Origin of the sequence: Rhodococcus tukisamuensis NBRC 100609 (genome assembly GCF_001894985.1) — a bacterium.
Lineage (GTDB): Bacteria > Actinomycetota > Actinomycetes > Mycobacteriales > Mycobacteriaceae > Rhodococcus_G > Rhodococcus_G tukisamuensis.
In genome coordinates this window covers 55,091-72,452 of sequence record NZ_BCXG01000020.1, presented here as the reverse complement: position 1 = coordinate 72,452, position 17,362 = coordinate 55,091, and the positions used below count along the sequence as shown (strand labels likewise).

The following is a 17,362-nucleotide window of genomic DNA, read 5'->3' as shown; positions in this document are numbered from 1 at the left end:
GGAAGGCATGGACGGTGGCCTAGTCTAGTTGCTCAGCCGCCCGGCCCGGGAATGGGCCGGTGATGCGCTGTGCCGCGAGCTTGCCCGAGACCAGCACCGTCGGCACGCCGACGCCGGGCGTGGTCCCGCATCCGGCCAGCACCACGTTCGACGCGCCGGTGTCGAGGTTGCCGCGCCGGAACGGCCCGGTCTGGGCGAAGGTGTGTGCGGCGGCGAACGGCGAACCTGCCGACATCCCGCGGTCCGCCCAGGTCTGCGGGGTGTCGACGATGTCCACTCGGAAGTGCTCGGCGATGCCGACGTAGCCGCGTCGTTCGAGCACCCCGAGCAGTTCGCGCACGTACGGCCGCCCGAGCGCGGCCCAGTCCAGCGGTGCGCTGTCCAGGTTCGGGCACGGCGCCAGCACGGACAGCGGCTCGTGGTCCTGTCCGTCGCGGGTCAGTCGCAGGCCCGGGTCGGTGCAGGCGGGCCGGGTCAGCAGCAGCGAGGGGTCGCTCATCAGCCGTCCGCGACCGCGGCGTGCGGTGATCTCGGTGAAGGTGCGCGCCCAGGCGTCCCCGAAGTCGATGGTGTGGTGCCCGGAGCCGGCCCAGTGCCGCGACACCTCGACCGGGACGGTGCCGTGCGCGACGACCGCCGAGGGGGAGTGCCGCACCGGCCGACGCCTGCGGGAGCTCGGCGGCAGCAGTGCCCCGGCGCCGCCGAGGTCGGCGGTGAGCACCACCGCGTCGGCGTCGTGCCCGGCGCCGTCCGAGGTCAGCACGCGCCGGGCCCGCCCGGCCGCGTACTCGATCCGGGTCACCTCGGCGCCGAGGTGCAGCCGGCCGCCGGCGGCGGTGAACGCGCCGGCCATCGACTCGGCGATCGCGCGCATCCCGCCGTCGGGGAAGTAGACGCCCATCGAGGTGTCCATGTGTGCGATGGCGCCGTAGATGCCGAGCGCCTTGGCCGGGCTGGTGCCTGCGTAGAGCGACTGGAAGGTGAAGATCCGCTGCAGCCGGGGGTCGTGGACCATCCGTGCCACCCGTGGCCCGAGCCGTCCGAAGGCGCCGAGGCGCACCAGCGTGGTCAGGTCCGTGAGTGCGGTCCGCGAGCCGGCGAGGTCGAGCGGGGAGTCGAAGTTGGCGTCGATGAAGGTGTCGAACTCGGCCCGGAACACCCGTTCCAGCCAGCCGCGCAGCCGTCGGTAGCGCTGCGCCTCGTCCGGGCCGAAGGCGCGGGTCACCTCGGCGGCCATCGCGGCGGGGTCGGAGTGCACGGCCAGCGTCGTCCCGTCCGCGAAGCGGGCGTGGTAGGCGGGTTCGAGCCGGCGCATCCGCAGCGGCGGGCTGACCGTGTCGGTGTCCTGCCCGACCGCGGCCAGCGCCTCGGTGACCAGTTCCGGCATGGTGAGAACCGTTGCGCCGCTGTCGATCTCGTATCCCGGTCCGGCGTAGGTGCCGACCCGGCCGCCGACGGTGGTGTCGCGTTCGAGCAGTGTCACCTCGCGGCCGGCGCCGAGCAGGTGCAGCCCGGCGGACAGCCCGGCGAGCCCGCCGCCGACCACCACGACCCGGTCGGTGGGGCCCGGGACGCAGCGCGCCACTACGCGCTCCGGCGAGTCGCCGCGAGTGCCATCTCCCGCAGGCCGGCCTTGGCGGCCGGGACGGCGGAGCTGTCGTCGAGGGCCCGCAGCCCGCTGGCGGTGAGCTCGGCGATGCGGCGCTCCACCTCGTCGACGGCGCCGAGGTCGGTGATCAGGCCGCGCAGCCGCTCCACCTGGTCCTCTCCGAGATCGGCGCCGATGCTGCGGCGAAGCAGTTCGGCGGCCGCGGGGTCGGTGGCGTCGGCGCGCAGGAGCGCCTCCGCGAACAACACGGTCCGCTTGCCCTCGCGCAGGTCGTCGCCGGACGGCTTGCCGGTGACGGCCGGGTCGCCGAACACGCCGAGCAGGTCGTCGCGCAGCTGGAACGCGATGCCGATGTCGGTGCCGAACTCCCGGTAGGCGTCGATCAGGTCGGCGTCGGCCCCGGCCACCGCCGCGCCGAGGTGCAGCGGTCGTTCGATTGTGTACGCGGCGGTCTTGTAGCGGTTGATCCGCAGGGCCGCGGCCACCGACTCGTCGGCGGTGACCTCGGTGCTCACGTCCAGGTACTGGCCGCCGAGCACCTCGGTGCGCATGGCGGACCAGACGGGGCCGAGCCGAACCTGGCCGGCGGCGTCCACCCCGGACTCGCGGATCATGTCGTCGGCCCAGGACAGCGCGAGGTCGCCGAGCAGGATCGCGATCGACTCACCGAACTTCGCCGGCTCGCCGGACCAGTCGCCGGCGCGGTGCTGCGCAGCGAACTCCACGTGCAGCGTCGGGTGGCCGCGCCGGGTGCGCGAGGAGTCGATGATGTCGTCGTGCACCAGGGCGCAGGCCTGCACCAGTTCGAGTGCCGAGCACGCGCGCAGCACGGCCGCCGCGTCCGGGCCTGCGGGGTCGCCGCCTGCGCCGAGCCAACCGGTCCACGCGAAGGCGGGCCGCACCCGCTTGCCGCCGCGCAGCACGAACGCCTCCAGCGCGGCCACCGCGGGGGTGAAGGTGCCGCCGACGGCGTCGGTGAGGGGCCGACGGGACACGAAGAACTCGCTCAGCGCGGCCTCGACGGCGGCGGGGATGGAGTCGGGGCGGGCGAGGTCAGGGATGTGGGCCTGGGGAGAGGCGGCTCCGGCGGACAGGGTGCGCTCCTGAGTAGAGGTCCGGGGCGGCGCCCCGGGGCGGTAGCTGCCGGGGGGATGCGCCCACCGAACGTGCTCGTGACGCCCACCTTAGTGGTCGCCGCGCATTGTCTCGAACTGCCGCCACTATGCTTGGGCGGTGACATTTGATGCAGTCAGGGGGCGGTCCAGCGACGGTTGGGTGACGCGGACACCGTCGATCGTGGACCGGATCGGCTCCGTTTCGGGCCGGATCCCGTTCTCTGTGGAGTTCTCGCCGCCGCGCGATGCCGATGCCGAGGCGCGCCTGTGGCGTGCCGTCCGCACGTTCGAGGGGCTGGGGCCGGCATTCGTGTCGATGACCTACGGCGCGGGTGGGTCGACGCGGGACCGGACGGTGCGGATCACCGGCGACCTGGCCGAGCAGACCACCCTGTTGCCGGTCGCGCACCTGACCGCGGTGGGCCACAGCGTCGACGAGTTGCGGGCCATGGTCGGCGCGTACGCGGACCGCGGGATCAGCAACATCCTGGTGCTGCGCGGCGACCCGCCGGGCGATCCGCTCGGCGAGTGGCACAAGCATCCCGACGGCGTCGAGTACGCGGAGGAACTGGTCCGGCTGGTCCGCGACCTCGGCGACTTCCACGTCGGTGTGGCGTCGTTCCCGGAGGGGCACCACCGGGCGCCTGACCTCGACCACGACACCCGGTACCTGGTCTCGAAGCTGCGGGCCGGGGCCGAGTACTCGATCACCCAGATGTTCTTCGACGTCGACGACTACCTGCGGCTGCGGGACCGGGTCGCGCGCCTGGACCCCGAGCAGGGCGCGAAGCCGATCATCCCGGAGATCATGCCGATCACCTCGCTGCGGTCGGTCAAGCGGATGGTGGAGCTCTCCGGGTCCCGGCTGCCGCGTTCCCTGGAGGAGCGGCTGGACCGGGCGGCGGGCAACGGGCCGGAGGAGGACCGGGCCGCGGTGCGGGAGATCGGCATCTCGGTGGCCACCGAACTCGGCGAGCGGCTGATCGCGGAGGGCGCGCCGTGCCTGCACTTCATCACGCTGAACTTCGCGCGGGCCACCCGCGAGGTGCTCACCCGACTCGGGCTGGCATCGGCGCCTGCCGAGTCCCCGGTGGCATCCGCCGGCGCTCGCTGAACTGCTGAACCGCTGAACTGCTGAACCGCTGACGGGCACGATCCCCGGCCGGGGCAACCGGCCGGGGGACGGGTCAGGCGCTGGTCTTGTCCTCGGCCCGGTCGTCGGAGAAGCGCGGCGAGCGGTCGCGCGCCAGGTAGCCCATCGCGCCGATGATCAGCGCCACGCCGAGCGTGACGCCGGCGACGATGCCGGCCCAGCCGGCGAATCCGCGGGTGCTCGGGTCGGCGTACCGAACCTCGGCCCGCATGGTGTTGACCTCGCCGGGCGTCAGCTTCCAGGTGACGATCGAATCGCCGTCGCGGGTTCCGTTGGTGGTCGCCACCCGGGCCGGGAACGCGATGCTGAACTGGATGTCGCTGCCGTCGGGCACGGCCTTGAGGTCGGCCTTGCCGTCGAGCGTCACGACATCACCCGCTCGCTGGAAGTTCAGCTGGAGCGCATTGCCGGTCCGGCTGGACATCGAGCCCAGCTGCTGGACCTCGCCGAAGGTGAGGTTGCTGAAGAACGCCTGGCTGCCGACGAAGCCGTCCTGGCGGTACTCCTGCACCCGGACCTTGCTCTCCAACGAGTCCGACGGGGTCAGTTGCGGTCCGACGTCCTTGCTGTCGGCGGGGACCGTCGCCACGACGATCTGCCCGGACACCCGGTCGTCGGGGGAGACTCCCATCGAAACCTGAACCCGCAGGCAACCGCTGAGAAGCGGGACACAGATCAGCAGGAGTGCGGACACAGCGAACAGGCGTGCGCGGGACGGACGTCCGGCACGGGCGGGAGCGGGGGGCAACGACACAGCAGATGGCAGCGACACATCGACATGGTGCCAGCCCGCACCTTGGGTGTCAGGCGGTAGGTCCGCGCCGCGCCGCGCGAGTGGTGTGCTCACCGGCGTGCGAGCCTGCGCAACCGCCCGAATCGGGCGTCGGAGAGTGCGATCCGGGCGGCGCTGCGCCCACTCGACCCGGACACGCCGCCGCCGGGGTGAGTCGAGGCCCCGGTCAGGTACAGCCCGGTCGCGTCGGGCACCCGCTGGCCGGAGAGCTCGGGGAGCGGCCGCCACATGAACATCTGGTCCAGCGACATCTCCACATGCATCACGTTCCCGCCGATCAGTCCCATCTCGGACTCGAGGTCCGCGGGCGTCTGGACCAGCCGGTGTCGCACCGAGCCGGTGAACCCCGGGGCCAGACGGTCGATCTCGGCGACGATCCGGTCGCCCTCCGACTCCGCCAGGTCGGACCAGGCGCGGCCCCCGCTCAGCGCGTACGGGTGCCACTGCGACCACAGCGTCACCTGGTGCTCACCGGCAGGCGACAGGCTCGGGTCGATCCCGCTGAAGCTCATCGCCAGCACCGCGGGGGTGGGCGGCAGCTCGCCGGCCAGCGCCGCGCCGTGGGCCAGTCGCAGCTGTGCGCGGTCGGAGACCAGCAGTTGCAGGCCGGAGGTGACGGCGGCGTCATCGGGCGCGCTGGGGTACTGCGGCAGCGCGTCGGTGCCGAGCCGCAGCACCATGCCGATTCCGGGCCCCACCCGGATCCGGCGCCGCCAGTCCGCCAGCTGCGCGGGGTCGTGGCCGCCGCGCTCGAGCAGGTCCAGCGTCGCCAGGATGTGGCAGCCGGCGACGACCACCCGCGAACGCACCTCCCGGCCCTGCTCGGTGCGGGTGGTCCAGCCGTCGGGGCCGCGGCGCAGCTCGGTCACCGCGTCGCCGAGGCGGACGGTGCCGCCGTCTGCGGTCAGCCGGGAGGCGAGGGCGCGGGTGAGTGCGCCGCTGCCGCCGACCGCCCGGCCCGGCGGCAGGGTGTGCATCAGGGCCGCGAAGCCGACCATCGGCGCGGTGCCGGGCTCGGACATCGGCGGCCCGGACTGGGCGCCGAACCAGGCGAGGGCGGCCTTGAGTCGCTCGTCGTCGAAGTAGTGGTCCAGGAGCGCGTCCCCGGACTGCAGGAACTCCCGGGAGAGTGCCGTGGCGCCGTCGCCGGTGTCGAGCCCCCAGAACGAGCGGGCCAACCGGCCACCGGTCGGCGGGGCAGAGAAGGCGCGCATGACGCTGGCCGTCCGCGGACCCCAGGTCTCGACGAAGCGCAGGTACGCCCGGGCGTCGGTGGCCCCGCAGGCGGCGGCGATCGACGCGCAGGTGGCGTCGAGGTCGCGGTGGAAGACGATGCCGGGCAGCCCGGAGGCCGGGGGAGCGGGGGCGAAGGCCCAGGGGTCGCAGTCGAGGTACCGCAGCCCGTGGTCGGCGAGCTCGAGCTCCTCGATGATGCCGGTGTGCCGGATCATGATGTGCGCGGACGACCCGCGGTCCACCTGGTGGCCGGGGAACCGCTCGACCGTGGAGACCGCGCCGCCGAGCACGGTGTCGCGCTCGAGTACCTCGACGGACCACCCGGCCCGGGCCAGGTAGCACGCCGAGACGAGCGCATTGTGTCCGGAACCCACTACCACCGCGTCGATCATGTGGACAGGCTATCGCCGGTCACAGCGGAAGCCGGCGGCCCAGCACCGCGAACGGCCTGCTGTCGCCGGCGAAGGTGAAATGCCGCACCACGTCGGTGAATCCGAGTCGGCGGTAGAGCCGCCAGGCGCGGTTGTCCTCCCCGTGCACTTCGGGGGTCGACAGCAGGACGGTGGACTCGGGGCGGCCGTCGAGCAGCCTGCGCAGCAGCGCCTCGCCGGTGCGGTGGCCCTGGGCCAGCGGCGAGACGTGCAGCTCGGTGAGTTCGAAGTAGTCGTCGAGGATCGCGTGCACCTGTTCCTCGGTGGCCCCGGACCGGCGCAGTCCCTGGCGTACCTGTTGGTGCCACCACTGGTGCGGTCCGCCGCGGTAGCCGTAGGAGATGCCGACCAGGACGTCGCGTTCGGGGGAGGTCTCCTCGGGGAGCAGTGCGGCGACGCCACGCCAGCCGGGGCGCGCGGTGTGTTCGGTCCACATCGGAGCTCGGTGCCGTTCGGTGCCGTCCGGGTAGCCCATCGCCTTGATGTAGACGGCGAGGGCCTCGTCGAGGCGGCTGCGCAGCTGCGGTGCGGACAGCTCGACGATGTGGGGGGTGGTGTTGGTGCCGACCGGACTCACCCTCTCTCTTGACGACATGTCGGTGGGTGCAGCTATATTGAATACGTCGAACGAGTGTTCGATGCCGACGATCCGGCGAAGCACGAGGGAAGCGGGCTTCGCCGGATCCCGGCCCCGAGGCCATGTCGAGTGGTGACGGCGGTGCCGAACCCCTCCGGTGCGGCGCAGTGACGCGGGAGGTGTGCGGCAGATGGACGGTCGACGTGAGGCGGCCCGTGCCGGCGGTGTGCCAGGTCCAAGTTTCCCTGGTTCGAGTGTCCCCGTTCCCGAGGTTTCCGGCTCGTCTGGCGCCGGTGCGGGTGGTGTGCCGGCGAGGGGCGGCGCGGCGAGCCTGCGCCCGCCGTCGCTCTCGCCGCAGGCGCGCACCCTGCTGGACCGGGCGGACGGCCTGCTGGCCGAGGCGGCGGGCGCCCGCGACGCCGCGGACCGGTTCCGCACGGCGTACCTGGCCGCGTTGCGGGGCGCGGCGGCGGCGCTCGGTGGCCGGCGGGACGACGCGGTCCGGCGCCGGCCGGGCTCGCGTAGTGCCTGGGTGCTGCTGGCCCGGGCGGAGCCGGAGTTGGCGGACTGGGCGGAGTACCTCGCCGGCCATTCGGCCACCCGCGCGGCGATCGAGGCGGGGATCTCGTGCACCGTCACCTGGGGCGAGGCGGACCGGTTTCACCGGGAGGTGTCGCAGTTCCTGACGGCCGTCGAGGAGTACCTCCGCGACGGCCTCGTGCGTCGTCCGGCCGCGGGTTCGATCGTGGGGAGGTCTGCCTGACAGGCGATCCGCGGGGGATTCGAAAATTGATTCGCGACTCGTAGTGGGATGTAGGTGGTACGCCACTGCGAGTACTCGTAGTATGGACTCCAGGTAGCCGCGAACGACGGCAACCGGCCAGTCGTCCCAACGAACTGGCCGCCACCATTTAGTGCCGGGGGAGGTACCGTGCCACTCTCCGAGCACGAGCAGCGGATGCTCGATCAGATCGAGAGCGCTCTCTACGCCGAAGACCCAAAGTTTGCCTCCTCTGTAAGGGGAGGCCGAATGCGTGCCGCCTCGAGCAAGCGTCGCCTGCAGGCGGGGGCATTGCTGTTCCTGGGTCTGGTTCTTCTGGTCGCCGGGGTAGCACTACCCGTCAAGCCGGGTGGTTTCCCCATCATCAGCCTGCTCGGTTTCGCAGTGATGTTTGGAGCCGGGGTCCTGTTCCTCATGCGAGGGTCGAAGCAGGGTCTCTCGGCAGTGCATGACGAGGGTGCCGGGTCCGCGCAGCGGCCCAGTGCCGGTAAGCATCCCAGTACCGGCAAGCACAACGACGGCCGAAAGGGCGGCGGGTTCTCGTCCCGCATGGAGGATCGGTTCAAGCGGAGGTTCGAACAGGAGTGACCGTGCCGGCCGGGTGAGTCCCGGGCGCACGCCGACAAGACCGCACGTCGAAAAGACCAAGGGCGCGACACCGAACAGGTGTCGCGCCTTTTTCGTGTCGGCCTCCACATTCCCCACCGTCCCCCCGCGGGTCCGTCGGGGGCTGGCCGGAGTCCGGCCGCGGGGTCCTGACCTGGTCGTTTCGTGCGGTCCCGGGAGGGGTCTGAATCGAACTCCCGGGCAGTGGCGCACGTCGCAGAAATTCTCCCCACTTCTCGCCACCTCTGTGACCAGCACACTTCTCGCAAATTGGCTGGAATCGGTCGTGTGTTGTCCTTGAACGTGGGGCAAAGTGGGGTAACGTGGTGCGCAGCGGTTGGGAAGGTGAACCGCAGGGCATAGGGCGTTCGAAATCGGGTACGAGATCGGCAACGCAATGTGGAGGTGGCGAGGATGTTTCTCGGTACCCACACGCCGAAGCTCGACGACAAGGGGCGGCTGACGTTGCCCGCGAAGTACCGGGATGCACTGGCGGGGGGGTTGATGGTCACCAAGGGTCTCGACCACAGCCTCGCGGTGTATCCCCGCGACGAGTTCGTCGCGATGGCCCGCCGGGCCGCGGCGGTGTCGCGGACCGATCCGGACGCCAGGGCCTTCGTGCGTGGCCTCGCGGCCGGCGCCGACGAGCAGCATCCCGATGCTCAGGGACGGATCACCCTCTCCGCGGACCACCGGCGTTATGCCGGGTTGTCCAAGGAGTGCGTGGTGATCGGACAGATCGATTTCCTCGAGATCTGGGATGCCCAGGTGTGGCAGACGTATTCCGACGAGAACGAAGAGAACTACTCCCAGGCCAGATCCGAACCTCTGAGCGAGATCCTGTAGTTCACGACAACGGCGAGTGCCGCGAGGCCTCTGCCCGACACCGACCCTGACGCACTTCCCCAGCGCCAGGTTTGGTCAATCGGACAGGGACCCCGAGTCATTCGCCCCAGATCACCTTCGTGATTGTCAGCGCCCGCAGACACGACCAGAAGACCCGGAGGCAGCAATGGTGGACGACGAGGCCGGCGAATCCGCCCCCACTGGCGAGTTCGGTCACGTCCCGGTCATGCTCGGTCGAGCGGACGAACTCCTGTCCCCGGCATTGACCCGCGAGTCGGCCGACGCATCCGGTGCCGTGATGATCGACGCCACCCTCGGTCTCGGTGGTCACTCCGAGCACTTCCTGCGCACCTACCCGGGGCTGCACCTGATCGGACTCGACCGCGACCCCTCGGCCCTGGCCAAGGCAGGCGCTCGCCTCGAGCCGTACCGGGACCGGATCACGTTGGTGCACACCAGGTACGACGGCATCGTCGATGCACTCGAGCAGGCCGGCCTGCCGCCGACCGGGTCGGTGCACGGCATCCTTTTCGACCTCGGCGTCTCGTCGATGCAGTTGGACGAGGCCGAGCGGGGGTTCGCCTACTCGGTCGATGCGCCGCTCGACATGCGGATGGACCCCACCCGCGGGTTGACCGCCGCCGACATCCTCAACACCTACAGTCACGGTGAACTGGCCCGAGTGCTCAGCACCTACGGCGAGGAGCGCTTTGCCGGCCGGATCGCTTCGGAGGTGTTGCGTCGCAGGCAGATCGAGCCGTTCACCACGAGTGCCCAGCTGGTCGAGGTGTTGTACGCCTCGATTCCCGCGGCCACCCGGCGCACCGGCGGACACCCGGCCAAGCGCACCTTCCAGGCGCTGCGGGTCGAGGTCAACGGCGAGCTGGACTCGTTGCGCGCCGCGATCCCCGCCGCACTGGACTCGCTCGCGGTCGGCGGTCGGGTGGTGTTCATGTCGTACCAGTCACTCGAAGACCGGCTGGTCAAGCAGGAACTGACCCCGCGCACCAAATCCCGTAGCCCGGAAGGCCTTCCGATGGAGCTGCCGGGCATGGGTCCGGAGTTCGAGTTCCTGACCCGAGGTGCCGAGCGGGCGAGCGAGGAAGAGATGGCGGACAACCCGCGGTCGGCCCCGGTCCGACTGCGCAGTGTCGAGCGGATTTCCAGGAGGGTGACGCCATGACAGTTCCCGTCCGATCGGGTGCCGCACGGCCCCGTGGTGCCGCCGCCGTCCGCCCGAAGGTCCGCGGGCGTGCCCCGGCGACCGTCCCCACCGGCTCCGGTGCCCCCGCGCGGTCGAGCGCGGCGCAGCGAGCCTACGAGCGTCGGACCCAGCGGGCGACGGGCACCACGGCCGCGCCGGCCCGGCGCGGCGCCGCGCTGACCGCCCGTATCCCGTTCGTCGCCACCGTGATCGGGCTGCTGTCCGTGGGCCTGGCGATCACGCTGCTGCTGACCACGCGCTCGGCGGAGGACTCCTACAAGCTCAGCGCCGCCCGTCAGCACAACCAGGAACTGTCCGAGCAGCGTTCGTCGCTGCAACGCGACAACGAGGCCGCCGCGTCCGCCCCGGAGCTTGCCCGCAAGGCGACCGAACTCGGCATGATCCCGGTCAAGAACGTGGCGCGTCTGGTCGTGGCGCCGGACGGCACCGTCACGGTGGTCGGCGACCCGGCTCCCGCGCAGGGCACACCGGCGCCGCCGCTGAACAAGCCGGCCCCGGCCCCGACGCCCACCCGCAACCTGACGCCGACCACCCGCGCGGCCGCCCCGACCACCGCGGCCCGCCCCGGCTCGCCGCTCGCGGCGAATCAGCCGCAACTGCAGGCCGAGGGTGAACACTTGATCCCCATGACCACTGCAACGCCCGGTGCGGCCGCTGGACAGGCAGGTAGCGCGGGCGGTCAGAGGTGACCCGAGGTCCCTCCGCCGCTCCACCACCCCGGGCTCGGCCCGGTTCTCAATCCGGCAGGGCCCGGCCCGGTTCTCAATCCGGCAGGGCCCGGCCCGTCCGGCCTCGCCGGCCGCGGCCGACCGAGGCCGCGTCGTTCCGGTTCCGTTTCCGCGTCGGCCGCACGGTCATGTTTGTCGCGCTCGGTATCGCCGTGGTCCAGCTCCTGTGGGTCCAGGTCGTGCAGGCGCCGAAGCTGTCCGCCGAGGCCGCCAACCAGCGCGCCATCACCGTGATCGACCCCGCCACCCGCGGCTCGATCTCCGACCGCAACGGCAACCCGATCGCGTTCACCATGGAGGCGAAGGCGCTGACCTTCCAGCCGGTCCGGGTCCGCAAGGAGATCGAGGAGGCGGCCGTCAAGGCCGGCAAGGATCCGAAGGTCGCCGACCGGCTCAAGGAGATCGCCAAGGGCATTCACAAGGCGCTCGGGGACACCGCCGCGGAGAAGGACCTGCTCGCCAAGCTCAAGAGCGACGAGACCTTCGTCTACCTGGCCCGCAGCGTGGACCCGAACATCGCCGCGAAGATCGTCGACGAGTTTCCCGAGGTCGGGCTCGAACGCCAGGACATCCGCGAGTACCCGGGCGGCTCGCTGGCGGCGAACATCGTCGGCGCCACCGGCTGGGACGGCCACGGCCTGCTCGGCCTCGAGGACTCGCTGGACTCCACGCTCGCCGGTACCGACGGGTCGCAGACCTACGACCGCGGCTCCGACGGCGCCGTGATCCCCGGCAGCTGGCGCGACAAGCAGCCGGCGGTCAACGGGTCCAGCGTCGAGCTGACCCTGGACTCGGACCTGCAGTACTACGTGCAGCAGCAGACCCAGCTGGCCAAGGACGCGTCCGGCGCGAAGAACGCGTCGGTGGTGGTGCTGGACTCGCACACCGGCGACGTGCTGGCGATGGCCAACGACAACACCTTCAACCCGTCCATCGGCGTCGCCAACAACGGCAAGGCCGAGATGGGCAACCTGCCGGTCAGCACGCCGTTCGAGCCGGGTTCGGTGAACAAGATCGTCACCGCGGCGGCCGCCGTCGAGTACGGGCTCACCACGCCCGACGAGGTGCTGCAGGTGCCCGGGGGGATCCAGATGTCCGGGGTGACGGTCCGCGACGCCTGGGAGCACGGCGTCGCGCCCTACACCAGCACCGGCGTGTTCGGGAAGTCCTCGAACGTCGGCACCCTGATGCTCGCGCAGCGGGTCGGCGAGGACCGGTTCGCGGACATGCTCGAGAAGTTCGGCCTCGGCCAGCGCACCGACGTCGGCCTGCCCGGCGAGAGCGCGGGCGACGTCCCCAGCCGCGACCAGTGGTCGGGCGGCACCTTCGCGAACCTGCCGATCGGCCAGGGCCTGTCGATGACCCTGCTGCAGATGACCGGCATGTACCAGGCCATCGCCAACGACGGCGTCCGGATCCCGCCGCGGATCGTGCGCGCCACCGTCGACGCCGACGGCAACCGCACCCGGGCCGAGCATCCCGAGGGCATCGAGGTAGTCAGCCCGAAGACGGCGGCCACCGTGCGGGACATGTTCCGGTCCGTCACCCAGCGCGACCCGATGGGCTACCAGCAGGGCACCGGCGCGGCGGCCGGTGTCGAGGGCTACCAGGTCAGCGGCAAGACCGGCACCGCGCAGCAGGTGGACCCCGCCTGCAAGTGCTACTCGAACTCGAACTACTGGATCACCTTCGCCGGCATCGCGCCCGCCGACAACCCCCGGTTCGTGATCGGGATCATGCTCGACGCCCCCGTGCGCAGCGCCGACGGCTCCGGCGGGCAGTCCGCGGCACCGCTGTTCCACAACATCGCCTCGTGGATGCTCCAGCGCGACAAGGTGCCGCTGTCCGCCGATCCCGGCCCGAGACTGGTGCTGCAGGCGGACTGACCCGCCCCGCGTCACCACGCCGAGTCCACCGACGCCGCCCGTCGCCGGTAACGTGACACGCTGGCTTGCGACCAATTCCGTCGCCACCTGACCGAACCCCGAGAGGAGTCACCTGCCCGTGCATGGGACTAACGCTTCGCGGTCCGCGGATGCGGCGGGGGGACTGCGGCCGACGCACCCGCCCGCCACCGGGGTTGCGGCGCTGGCCGCGCTGATCGGCGCCCGGCTGGACTGGATCGGCGCCGCCGCACCGACCCCCGACTCCGGCGCGGCCCCGGCCGCGGACGTGGCGGTGACCGGCGTGGAACTGCGGGCCCAGACCGTCGCGGCCGGCGACCTGTTCGCCGCGCTGCCCGGCGCCCGCGCGCACGGTGCGGAGTTCGCCGCCGACGCGCTGGCCCGCGGCGCCGTCGCGGTGCTCACCGACGAGGCCGGCCTGGCCACCCTCGCCGCGTCCGCCGCCGGGCCGGTGCCCGTGCTGGTGCACCCGAACCCGCGGTCGGTGCTGGGCGCCGCATCCGCCGAGATCTACGGCAACCCGTCGCGCCGGCTCCGGGTGGTGGGCATCACCGGCACCTCCGGCAAGACCACCACCGCCTACCTGGTCGAGGCCGGTCTGACCGCCGCGGGCCACCGTGCGGGCCTGGTCGGGACCATCGAGACCCGGATCGAGGGTCGCCGGGTGCCCAGCGCACTGACCACACCCGAGGCGCCGCAACTGCACGCGCTGTTCGCGGTGATGCTCGAACGCGGCATCGACACCGTCGTCATGGAGGTCTCGAGCCACGCGTTGGCGCTCGGCCGGGTGGACGGCACCCACTTCGAGATCGGGGCGTTCACCAACCTGTCCCAGGACCACCTCGACTTCCACCGCGACCTCGACGACTACTTCGCCGCCAAGGCCCGGCTGTTCGCGCCGGACGAGGCGGTGCACGCGGACCGTGCGGTGGTGTGCGTCGACGACGACTGGGGTCGCGCGATGGCGCAGGTCGCGGGGTCCGCGACCACCGTCTCGACCGCCGGCGAGGCCGCCGACGCAGACTGGACGGTCTCCGACGTCGACGCCACCGGGGACGGCAGTCAGCAGTTCCTGGCCACCGGGCCCGACGGGACGGCGCGCCGGGTCTCGCTGCGGCTGCCGGGCGGCTACAACGTGGCCAATGCGCTGCTGGCACTGGCCACCCTGGACGCCTGCGGGGTAGACCTGGACAGGGCGATTGCCGGCATCGGCTCGGTGGACGTCCCCGGCCGGGTGCAGCGCGTCGACCGCGGACAGGACTTCCTCGCCGTCGTCGACTACGCGCACAAGCCGGGCGCACTCGAGGCCGTCATCGCCACCCTCCGGGGCCAGAGCAACGGCCGGATCGCGGTCGTGGTCGGTGCGGGCGGCGACCGGGACCAGGGCAAGCGGCCGATCATGGGCGAGGTCGCGGCCCGCGGCGCAGACCTGCTGGTGATCACCGACGACAACCCGCGCAGCGAGGACCCGGCGACCATCCGGGCCGCCGTGCGGGAGGGCGCGCTCGGGGTGCCGGCGGCCGAGCGCGGCGAGGTACGCGAGTTCGCCGACCGCGCGGAAGCCATCGCGGACGCGGTGGCATGGGCCGGGACCGGGGACGTCGTCCTCGTCGCCGGCAAGGGACACGAGATCGGGCAGGAGATCAACGGGGTGAAGCACCCATTCGACGACCGCGAGGTCCTCGGTGCGGCCATCGAGCGCAGGCGCGGCAACGCGGACACGACACACGGGGGTGGTGACCGGTGATTCCGATGAGCCTGGGCCGGATCGCCGAGATCGTCGGCGGCACCCTGCACGACGTGCCGGACCCCGACGTCCTCGTCACCGGCGGCGTCGAGTTCGACTCGCGCAAGATCACGTCCGGCGGACTGTTCCTGGCACTGCCCGGCGCCCGCGTGGACGGCCACGAGCACGCCGCGGCCGCCGTCGCGGCGGGCGCGGTCGCGGTACTCGCGGCCCGGCCGGTCGGGGTGCCGGCGATCGTCGTCTCGCCGCTGTCGCCGACGCAGACCAACGCGATGGCGCTCGAACACGACACGGACGGTTCCGGCGCGGCGGTGCTCGCGGCGCTGGCGAAGCTGGCCCGGGTGAGCACCGACCAGCTGACCACTGCCGGTCTCACCGTCGTCGGGGTCACCGGCTCGTCCGGCAAGACCTCCACCAAGGACCTGCTGGCCGCCGTGCTCACCCCGCTGGGGTCGGTGATCGCCCCGCCCGGGTCCTTCAACAACGAGATCGGCCACCCCTGGACCGCGCTGCGTGCGGACGCCGACACCGACTACCTGGTCCTCGAGCTGTCGGCCCGGGGCGTCGGACACGTCGCGGCGCTCGCCGAGACGGCGCCGCCGCGGATCGGTGTGGTCCTCAACGTCGGCACCGCACACCTCGGCGAGTTCGGCTCGCGTGAGGCGATCGCGGAGGCGAAGGGTGAACTGGCACAGGCGCTTCCGCCGGCCGACCAGGGCGGTGTCGCGGTCCTCAACGCCGACGACCTGCTGGTCGCGGCGATGGCGGAGCGGACCCGCGCGCGGGTGGTGCTGGTCGGTCAGTCCGAGCGGGCGCACGTGCGGGCGGTCGACGTCCGGCTCGACGACGAGGCCCGGGCCTCCTTCGACCTGATCTGCCCGCAGGGCACCGTCGCGATCACCCTCGGCGTGCACGGCGAGCACCAGGTCGGCAACGCGCTCGCCGCGGCCGCGGTGGCGCTCGAGTGCGGCGCGAGCCTCGACCAGGTGGCGGCGGCGCTGGCCGCGGCCCGACCGGTCTCCGCGAAGCGGATGCAGGTGCAGCAGCGCGGCGACGGCGTGACCGTCGTCGACGACTCGTACAACGCGAACCCGGACTCGATGCGGGCGGCGCTCAAGGCGCTGGTCACCATGGCGCGCGCCGGTTCCGGCGGGAAGCGTCGTACCTGGGCGGTGCTGGGGGAGATGGCGGAACTCGGACCGGAGTCGGTCATCGAGCACGACGCCATCGGCCGCCTCGCGGTCCGCCTCGACGTCACCCGGCTGATCGTCGTCGGCACCGGCCGGCCGTCGCGGGCGATGAACCAGGGCGCGGTGATGGAGGGCTCCTGGGGCGAGGAGTCGATGGTGGTGCCCGACGCGGACGCCGCGCTCGCGGTGCTGCGGGCCGAGGTGGCCGAGGGCGACATCGTGCTGGTGAAGGCCTCCCAGGCGGTGGGGCTGTGGGCGGTCGCCGACGCGCTGCTCGCCGACACGGGGTCCACCGACGAGACGGGTAACACGACGACCACCAGGGAGAACCAGTGAGACAGATCCTCTTTGCGGGAGGCATCGCGCTTGCTGTGGCGATCCTGCTGACCCCGATCCTGATCAAGATGTTCTCGCGGCAGGGCTTCGGCCAGGAGATCCGCGTCGAGGGCCCGGCCAGCCATCAGGCCAAGCGCGGCACCCCGACCATGGGCGGCGTCGCGATCATCGTGGCGCTGTGGGCCGGCTACTGGGGCTCGCACCTGATCGGCATCGGTTACGACGCCCAGGGTCCGACCGCCTCCGGCCTGCTGGTGCTGGGCCTGGCCACCGCGCTCGGCGCGGTCGGCTTCCTCGACGACTTCATCAAGATCCGCAAGCAGCGCAACCTCGGCCTCAACAAGACCGCCAAGCTGGTCGGGCAGTTCGTCGCCGCCGTCGTCTTCGGCATCCTGGCGCTGCGGTTCCCCGGTGCGGGCGGCCTCACCCCGGGCAGCACCCACCTGTCCTACGTCCGTGACATCGCCACCGTGTCGATGGGCTCGATCGTCTTCATCCTGTTCTGCTACCTGCTGATCAGCGCGTGGTCCAACGCGGTGAACCTCACCGACGGGCTCGACGGCCTGGCCGCCGGCTCGATGAGCATGGTGCTCGGCGCCTACGTGGTGATCACCTTCTGGCAGTACCGCAACGCCTGCGTCGGCGGCCCCAACGAGCCGACGATCGGCTGCTACGACGTGCGCGACCCGCTGGACCTGGCGCTGATCTGTGCCGCCGCCGCCGGCGCCTGCATCGGCTTCCTGTGGTGGAACGCCGCACCCGCGAAGATCTTCATGGGCGACACCGGCTCGCTGGCCCTCGGTGGCCTGCTCGCCGGCCTGTCCATCACCACCCGCACCGAACTGCTGATGGTCGTCGTCGGCGCGCTGTTCGTCGCCGAGGCCACCTCGGTCGTCATCCAGGTGGCGGTGTTCCGTTCCAGCAGACGCCGGGTGTTCCGGATGGCCCCGTTCCACCACCACTTCGAGCTCGCCGGGTGGGCGGAGACCACGGTCATCATCAGGTTCTGGCTGCTCGCCGGGATCGCGTCGGCGGTCGGCCTCGCGCTGTTCTACAGCGAGTACCTCTCCGTCATCGGGAACTAG

General features: G+C 71.9%; 15 protein-coding genes. 10 read left to right on the top strand and 5 right to left on the bottom strand.

Features of this window, described 5'->3' with window-relative positions; translation table 11 throughout:
• Positions 1 to 19: 19 nt before the first annotated feature.
• Entirely contained in the window at positions 20 to 1,585 is a 1,566-nt protein-coding gene (gene crtI / locus RT2_RS18590) for a phytoene desaturase family protein (RefSeq protein ID WP_072846278.1), read from the bottom strand.
• A complete protein-coding gene (locus RT2_RS18585) occupies positions 1,585 to 2,703 on the bottom strand; it encodes a polyprenyl synthetase family protein (protein ID WP_072846277.1) in 1,119 nt (372 codons plus the stop codon). The genes crtI and RT2_RS18585 overlap by 1 nt, the downstream gene beginning before the upstream one ends.
• Positions 2,704 to 2,884: 181 nt before the next feature.
• Between RT2_RS18585 and metF the strand changes: the two genes are divergently transcribed.
• The gene (metF, locus tag RT2_RS18580; protein ID WP_245709498.1) at positions 2,885 to 3,838 is read left to right on the top strand and encodes a methylenetetrahydrofolate reductase [NAD(P)H]; all 954 of its coding nucleotides are present in this window, start codon (positions 2,885 to 2,887) and stop codon (positions 3,836 to 3,838) included.
• Between the two features lie 73 nt (positions 3,839 to 3,911).
• On the opposite strand, the gene RT2_RS18575 is transcribed toward metF, so the two are convergent.
• The 3 genes from RT2_RS18575 to RT2_RS18565 all read right to left on the bottom strand — a co-directional run bounded on the left by RT2_RS18575 (position 3,912) and on the right by RT2_RS18565 (position 6,914).
• Complete coding sequence (locus RT2_RS18575) at positions 3,912 to 4,580, bottom strand: LppM family (lipo)protein (protein ID WP_083577480.1); 669 nt, start codon at positions 4,578 to 4,580, stop codon at positions 3,912 to 3,914.
• A 140-nt stretch (positions 4,581 to 4,720) separates the two neighbouring features.
• A complete protein-coding gene (locus tag RT2_RS18570) occupies positions 4,721 to 6,298 on the bottom strand; it encodes a phytoene desaturase family protein (RefSeq protein WP_072846275.1) in 1,578 nt (525 codons plus the stop codon).
• A gap of 19 nt (positions 6,299 to 6,317) precedes the next feature.
• On the bottom strand, positions 6,318 to 6,914 hold the full coding sequence (locus tag RT2_RS18565) for a GNAT family N-acetyltransferase (protein WP_371851184.1): 597 nt from the start codon (positions 6,912 to 6,914) through the stop codon (positions 6,318 to 6,320).
• A 304-nt stretch (positions 6,915 to 7,218) separates the two neighbouring features.
• Here RT2_RS18565 and RT2_RS18560 point away from each other — a divergent pair, with 304 nt between their 5' ends.
• The 9 genes from RT2_RS18560 (at position 7,219) to mraY (ending at position 17,362) form a co-directional block, all read left to right on the top strand.
• Complete coding sequence (locus tag RT2_RS18560) at positions 7,219 to 7,677, top strand: SAV_6107 family HEPN domain-containing protein (protein WP_245709497.1); 459 nt, start codon at positions 7,219 to 7,221, stop codon at positions 7,675 to 7,677.
• A gap of 168 nt (positions 7,678 to 7,845) precedes the next feature.
• Positions 7,846 to 8,283, top strand: coding sequence for an SCO2097 family morphological protein (locus RT2_RS18555; RefSeq protein WP_072846273.1), 438 nt, complete (start codon positions 7,846 to 7,848; stop codon positions 8,281 to 8,283).
• Between the two features lie 432 nt (positions 8,284 to 8,715).
• Complete coding sequence (gene mraZ / locus RT2_RS18550; RefSeq protein WP_072846306.1) at positions 8,716 to 9,147, top strand: division/cell wall cluster transcriptional repressor MraZ; 432 nt, start codon at positions 8,716 to 8,718, stop codon at positions 9,145 to 9,147.
• A 166-nt stretch (positions 9,148 to 9,313) separates the two neighbouring features.
• Positions 9,314 to 10,330 carry a 16S rRNA (cytosine(1402)-N(4))-methyltransferase RsmH gene (rsmH, locus tag RT2_RS18545; RefSeq protein ID WP_072846272.1) on the top strand — a complete coding sequence of 339 codons (1,017 nt, stop codon included), beginning with the start codon at positions 9,314 to 9,316 and terminating at the stop codon, positions 10,328 to 10,330.
• On the top strand, positions 10,327 to 11,061 hold the full coding sequence (ftsL, locus tag RT2_RS18540) for a cell division protein FtsL (RefSeq protein ID WP_245709496.1): 735 nt from the start codon (positions 10,327 to 10,329) through the stop codon (positions 11,059 to 11,061). The genes rsmH and ftsL overlap by 4 nt, the downstream gene beginning before the upstream one ends.
• Positions 11,058 to 12,986, top strand: coding sequence for a peptidoglycan D,D-transpeptidase FtsI family protein (locus tag RT2_RS18535; protein ID WP_083577474.1), 1,929 nt, complete (start codon positions 11,058 to 11,060; stop codon positions 12,984 to 12,986). The genes ftsL and RT2_RS18535 overlap by 4 nt, the downstream gene beginning before the upstream one ends.
• Positions 12,987 to 13,104: 118 nt before the next feature.
• Positions 13,105 to 14,751 carry a UDP-N-acetylmuramoyl-L-alanyl-D-glutamate--2,6-diaminopimelate ligase gene (locus RT2_RS18530; protein WP_072846270.1) on the top strand — a complete coding sequence of 549 codons (1,647 nt, stop codon included), beginning with the start codon at positions 13,105 to 13,107 and terminating at the stop codon, positions 14,749 to 14,751.
• On the top strand, positions 14,748 to 16,277 hold the full coding sequence (locus RT2_RS18525) for a UDP-N-acetylmuramoyl-tripeptide--D-alanyl-D-alanine ligase (protein ID WP_072846269.1): 1,530 nt from the start codon (positions 14,748 to 14,750) through the stop codon (positions 16,275 to 16,277). Before RT2_RS18530 ends, RT2_RS18525 begins: the two co-directional genes overlap by 4 nt.
• Positions 16,274 to 17,362, top strand: coding sequence for a phospho-N-acetylmuramoyl-pentapeptide-transferase (gene mraY, locus RT2_RS18520; RefSeq protein WP_072846268.1), 1,089 nt, complete (start codon positions 16,274 to 16,276; stop codon positions 17,360 to 17,362). Before RT2_RS18525 ends, mraY begins: the two co-directional genes overlap by 4 nt.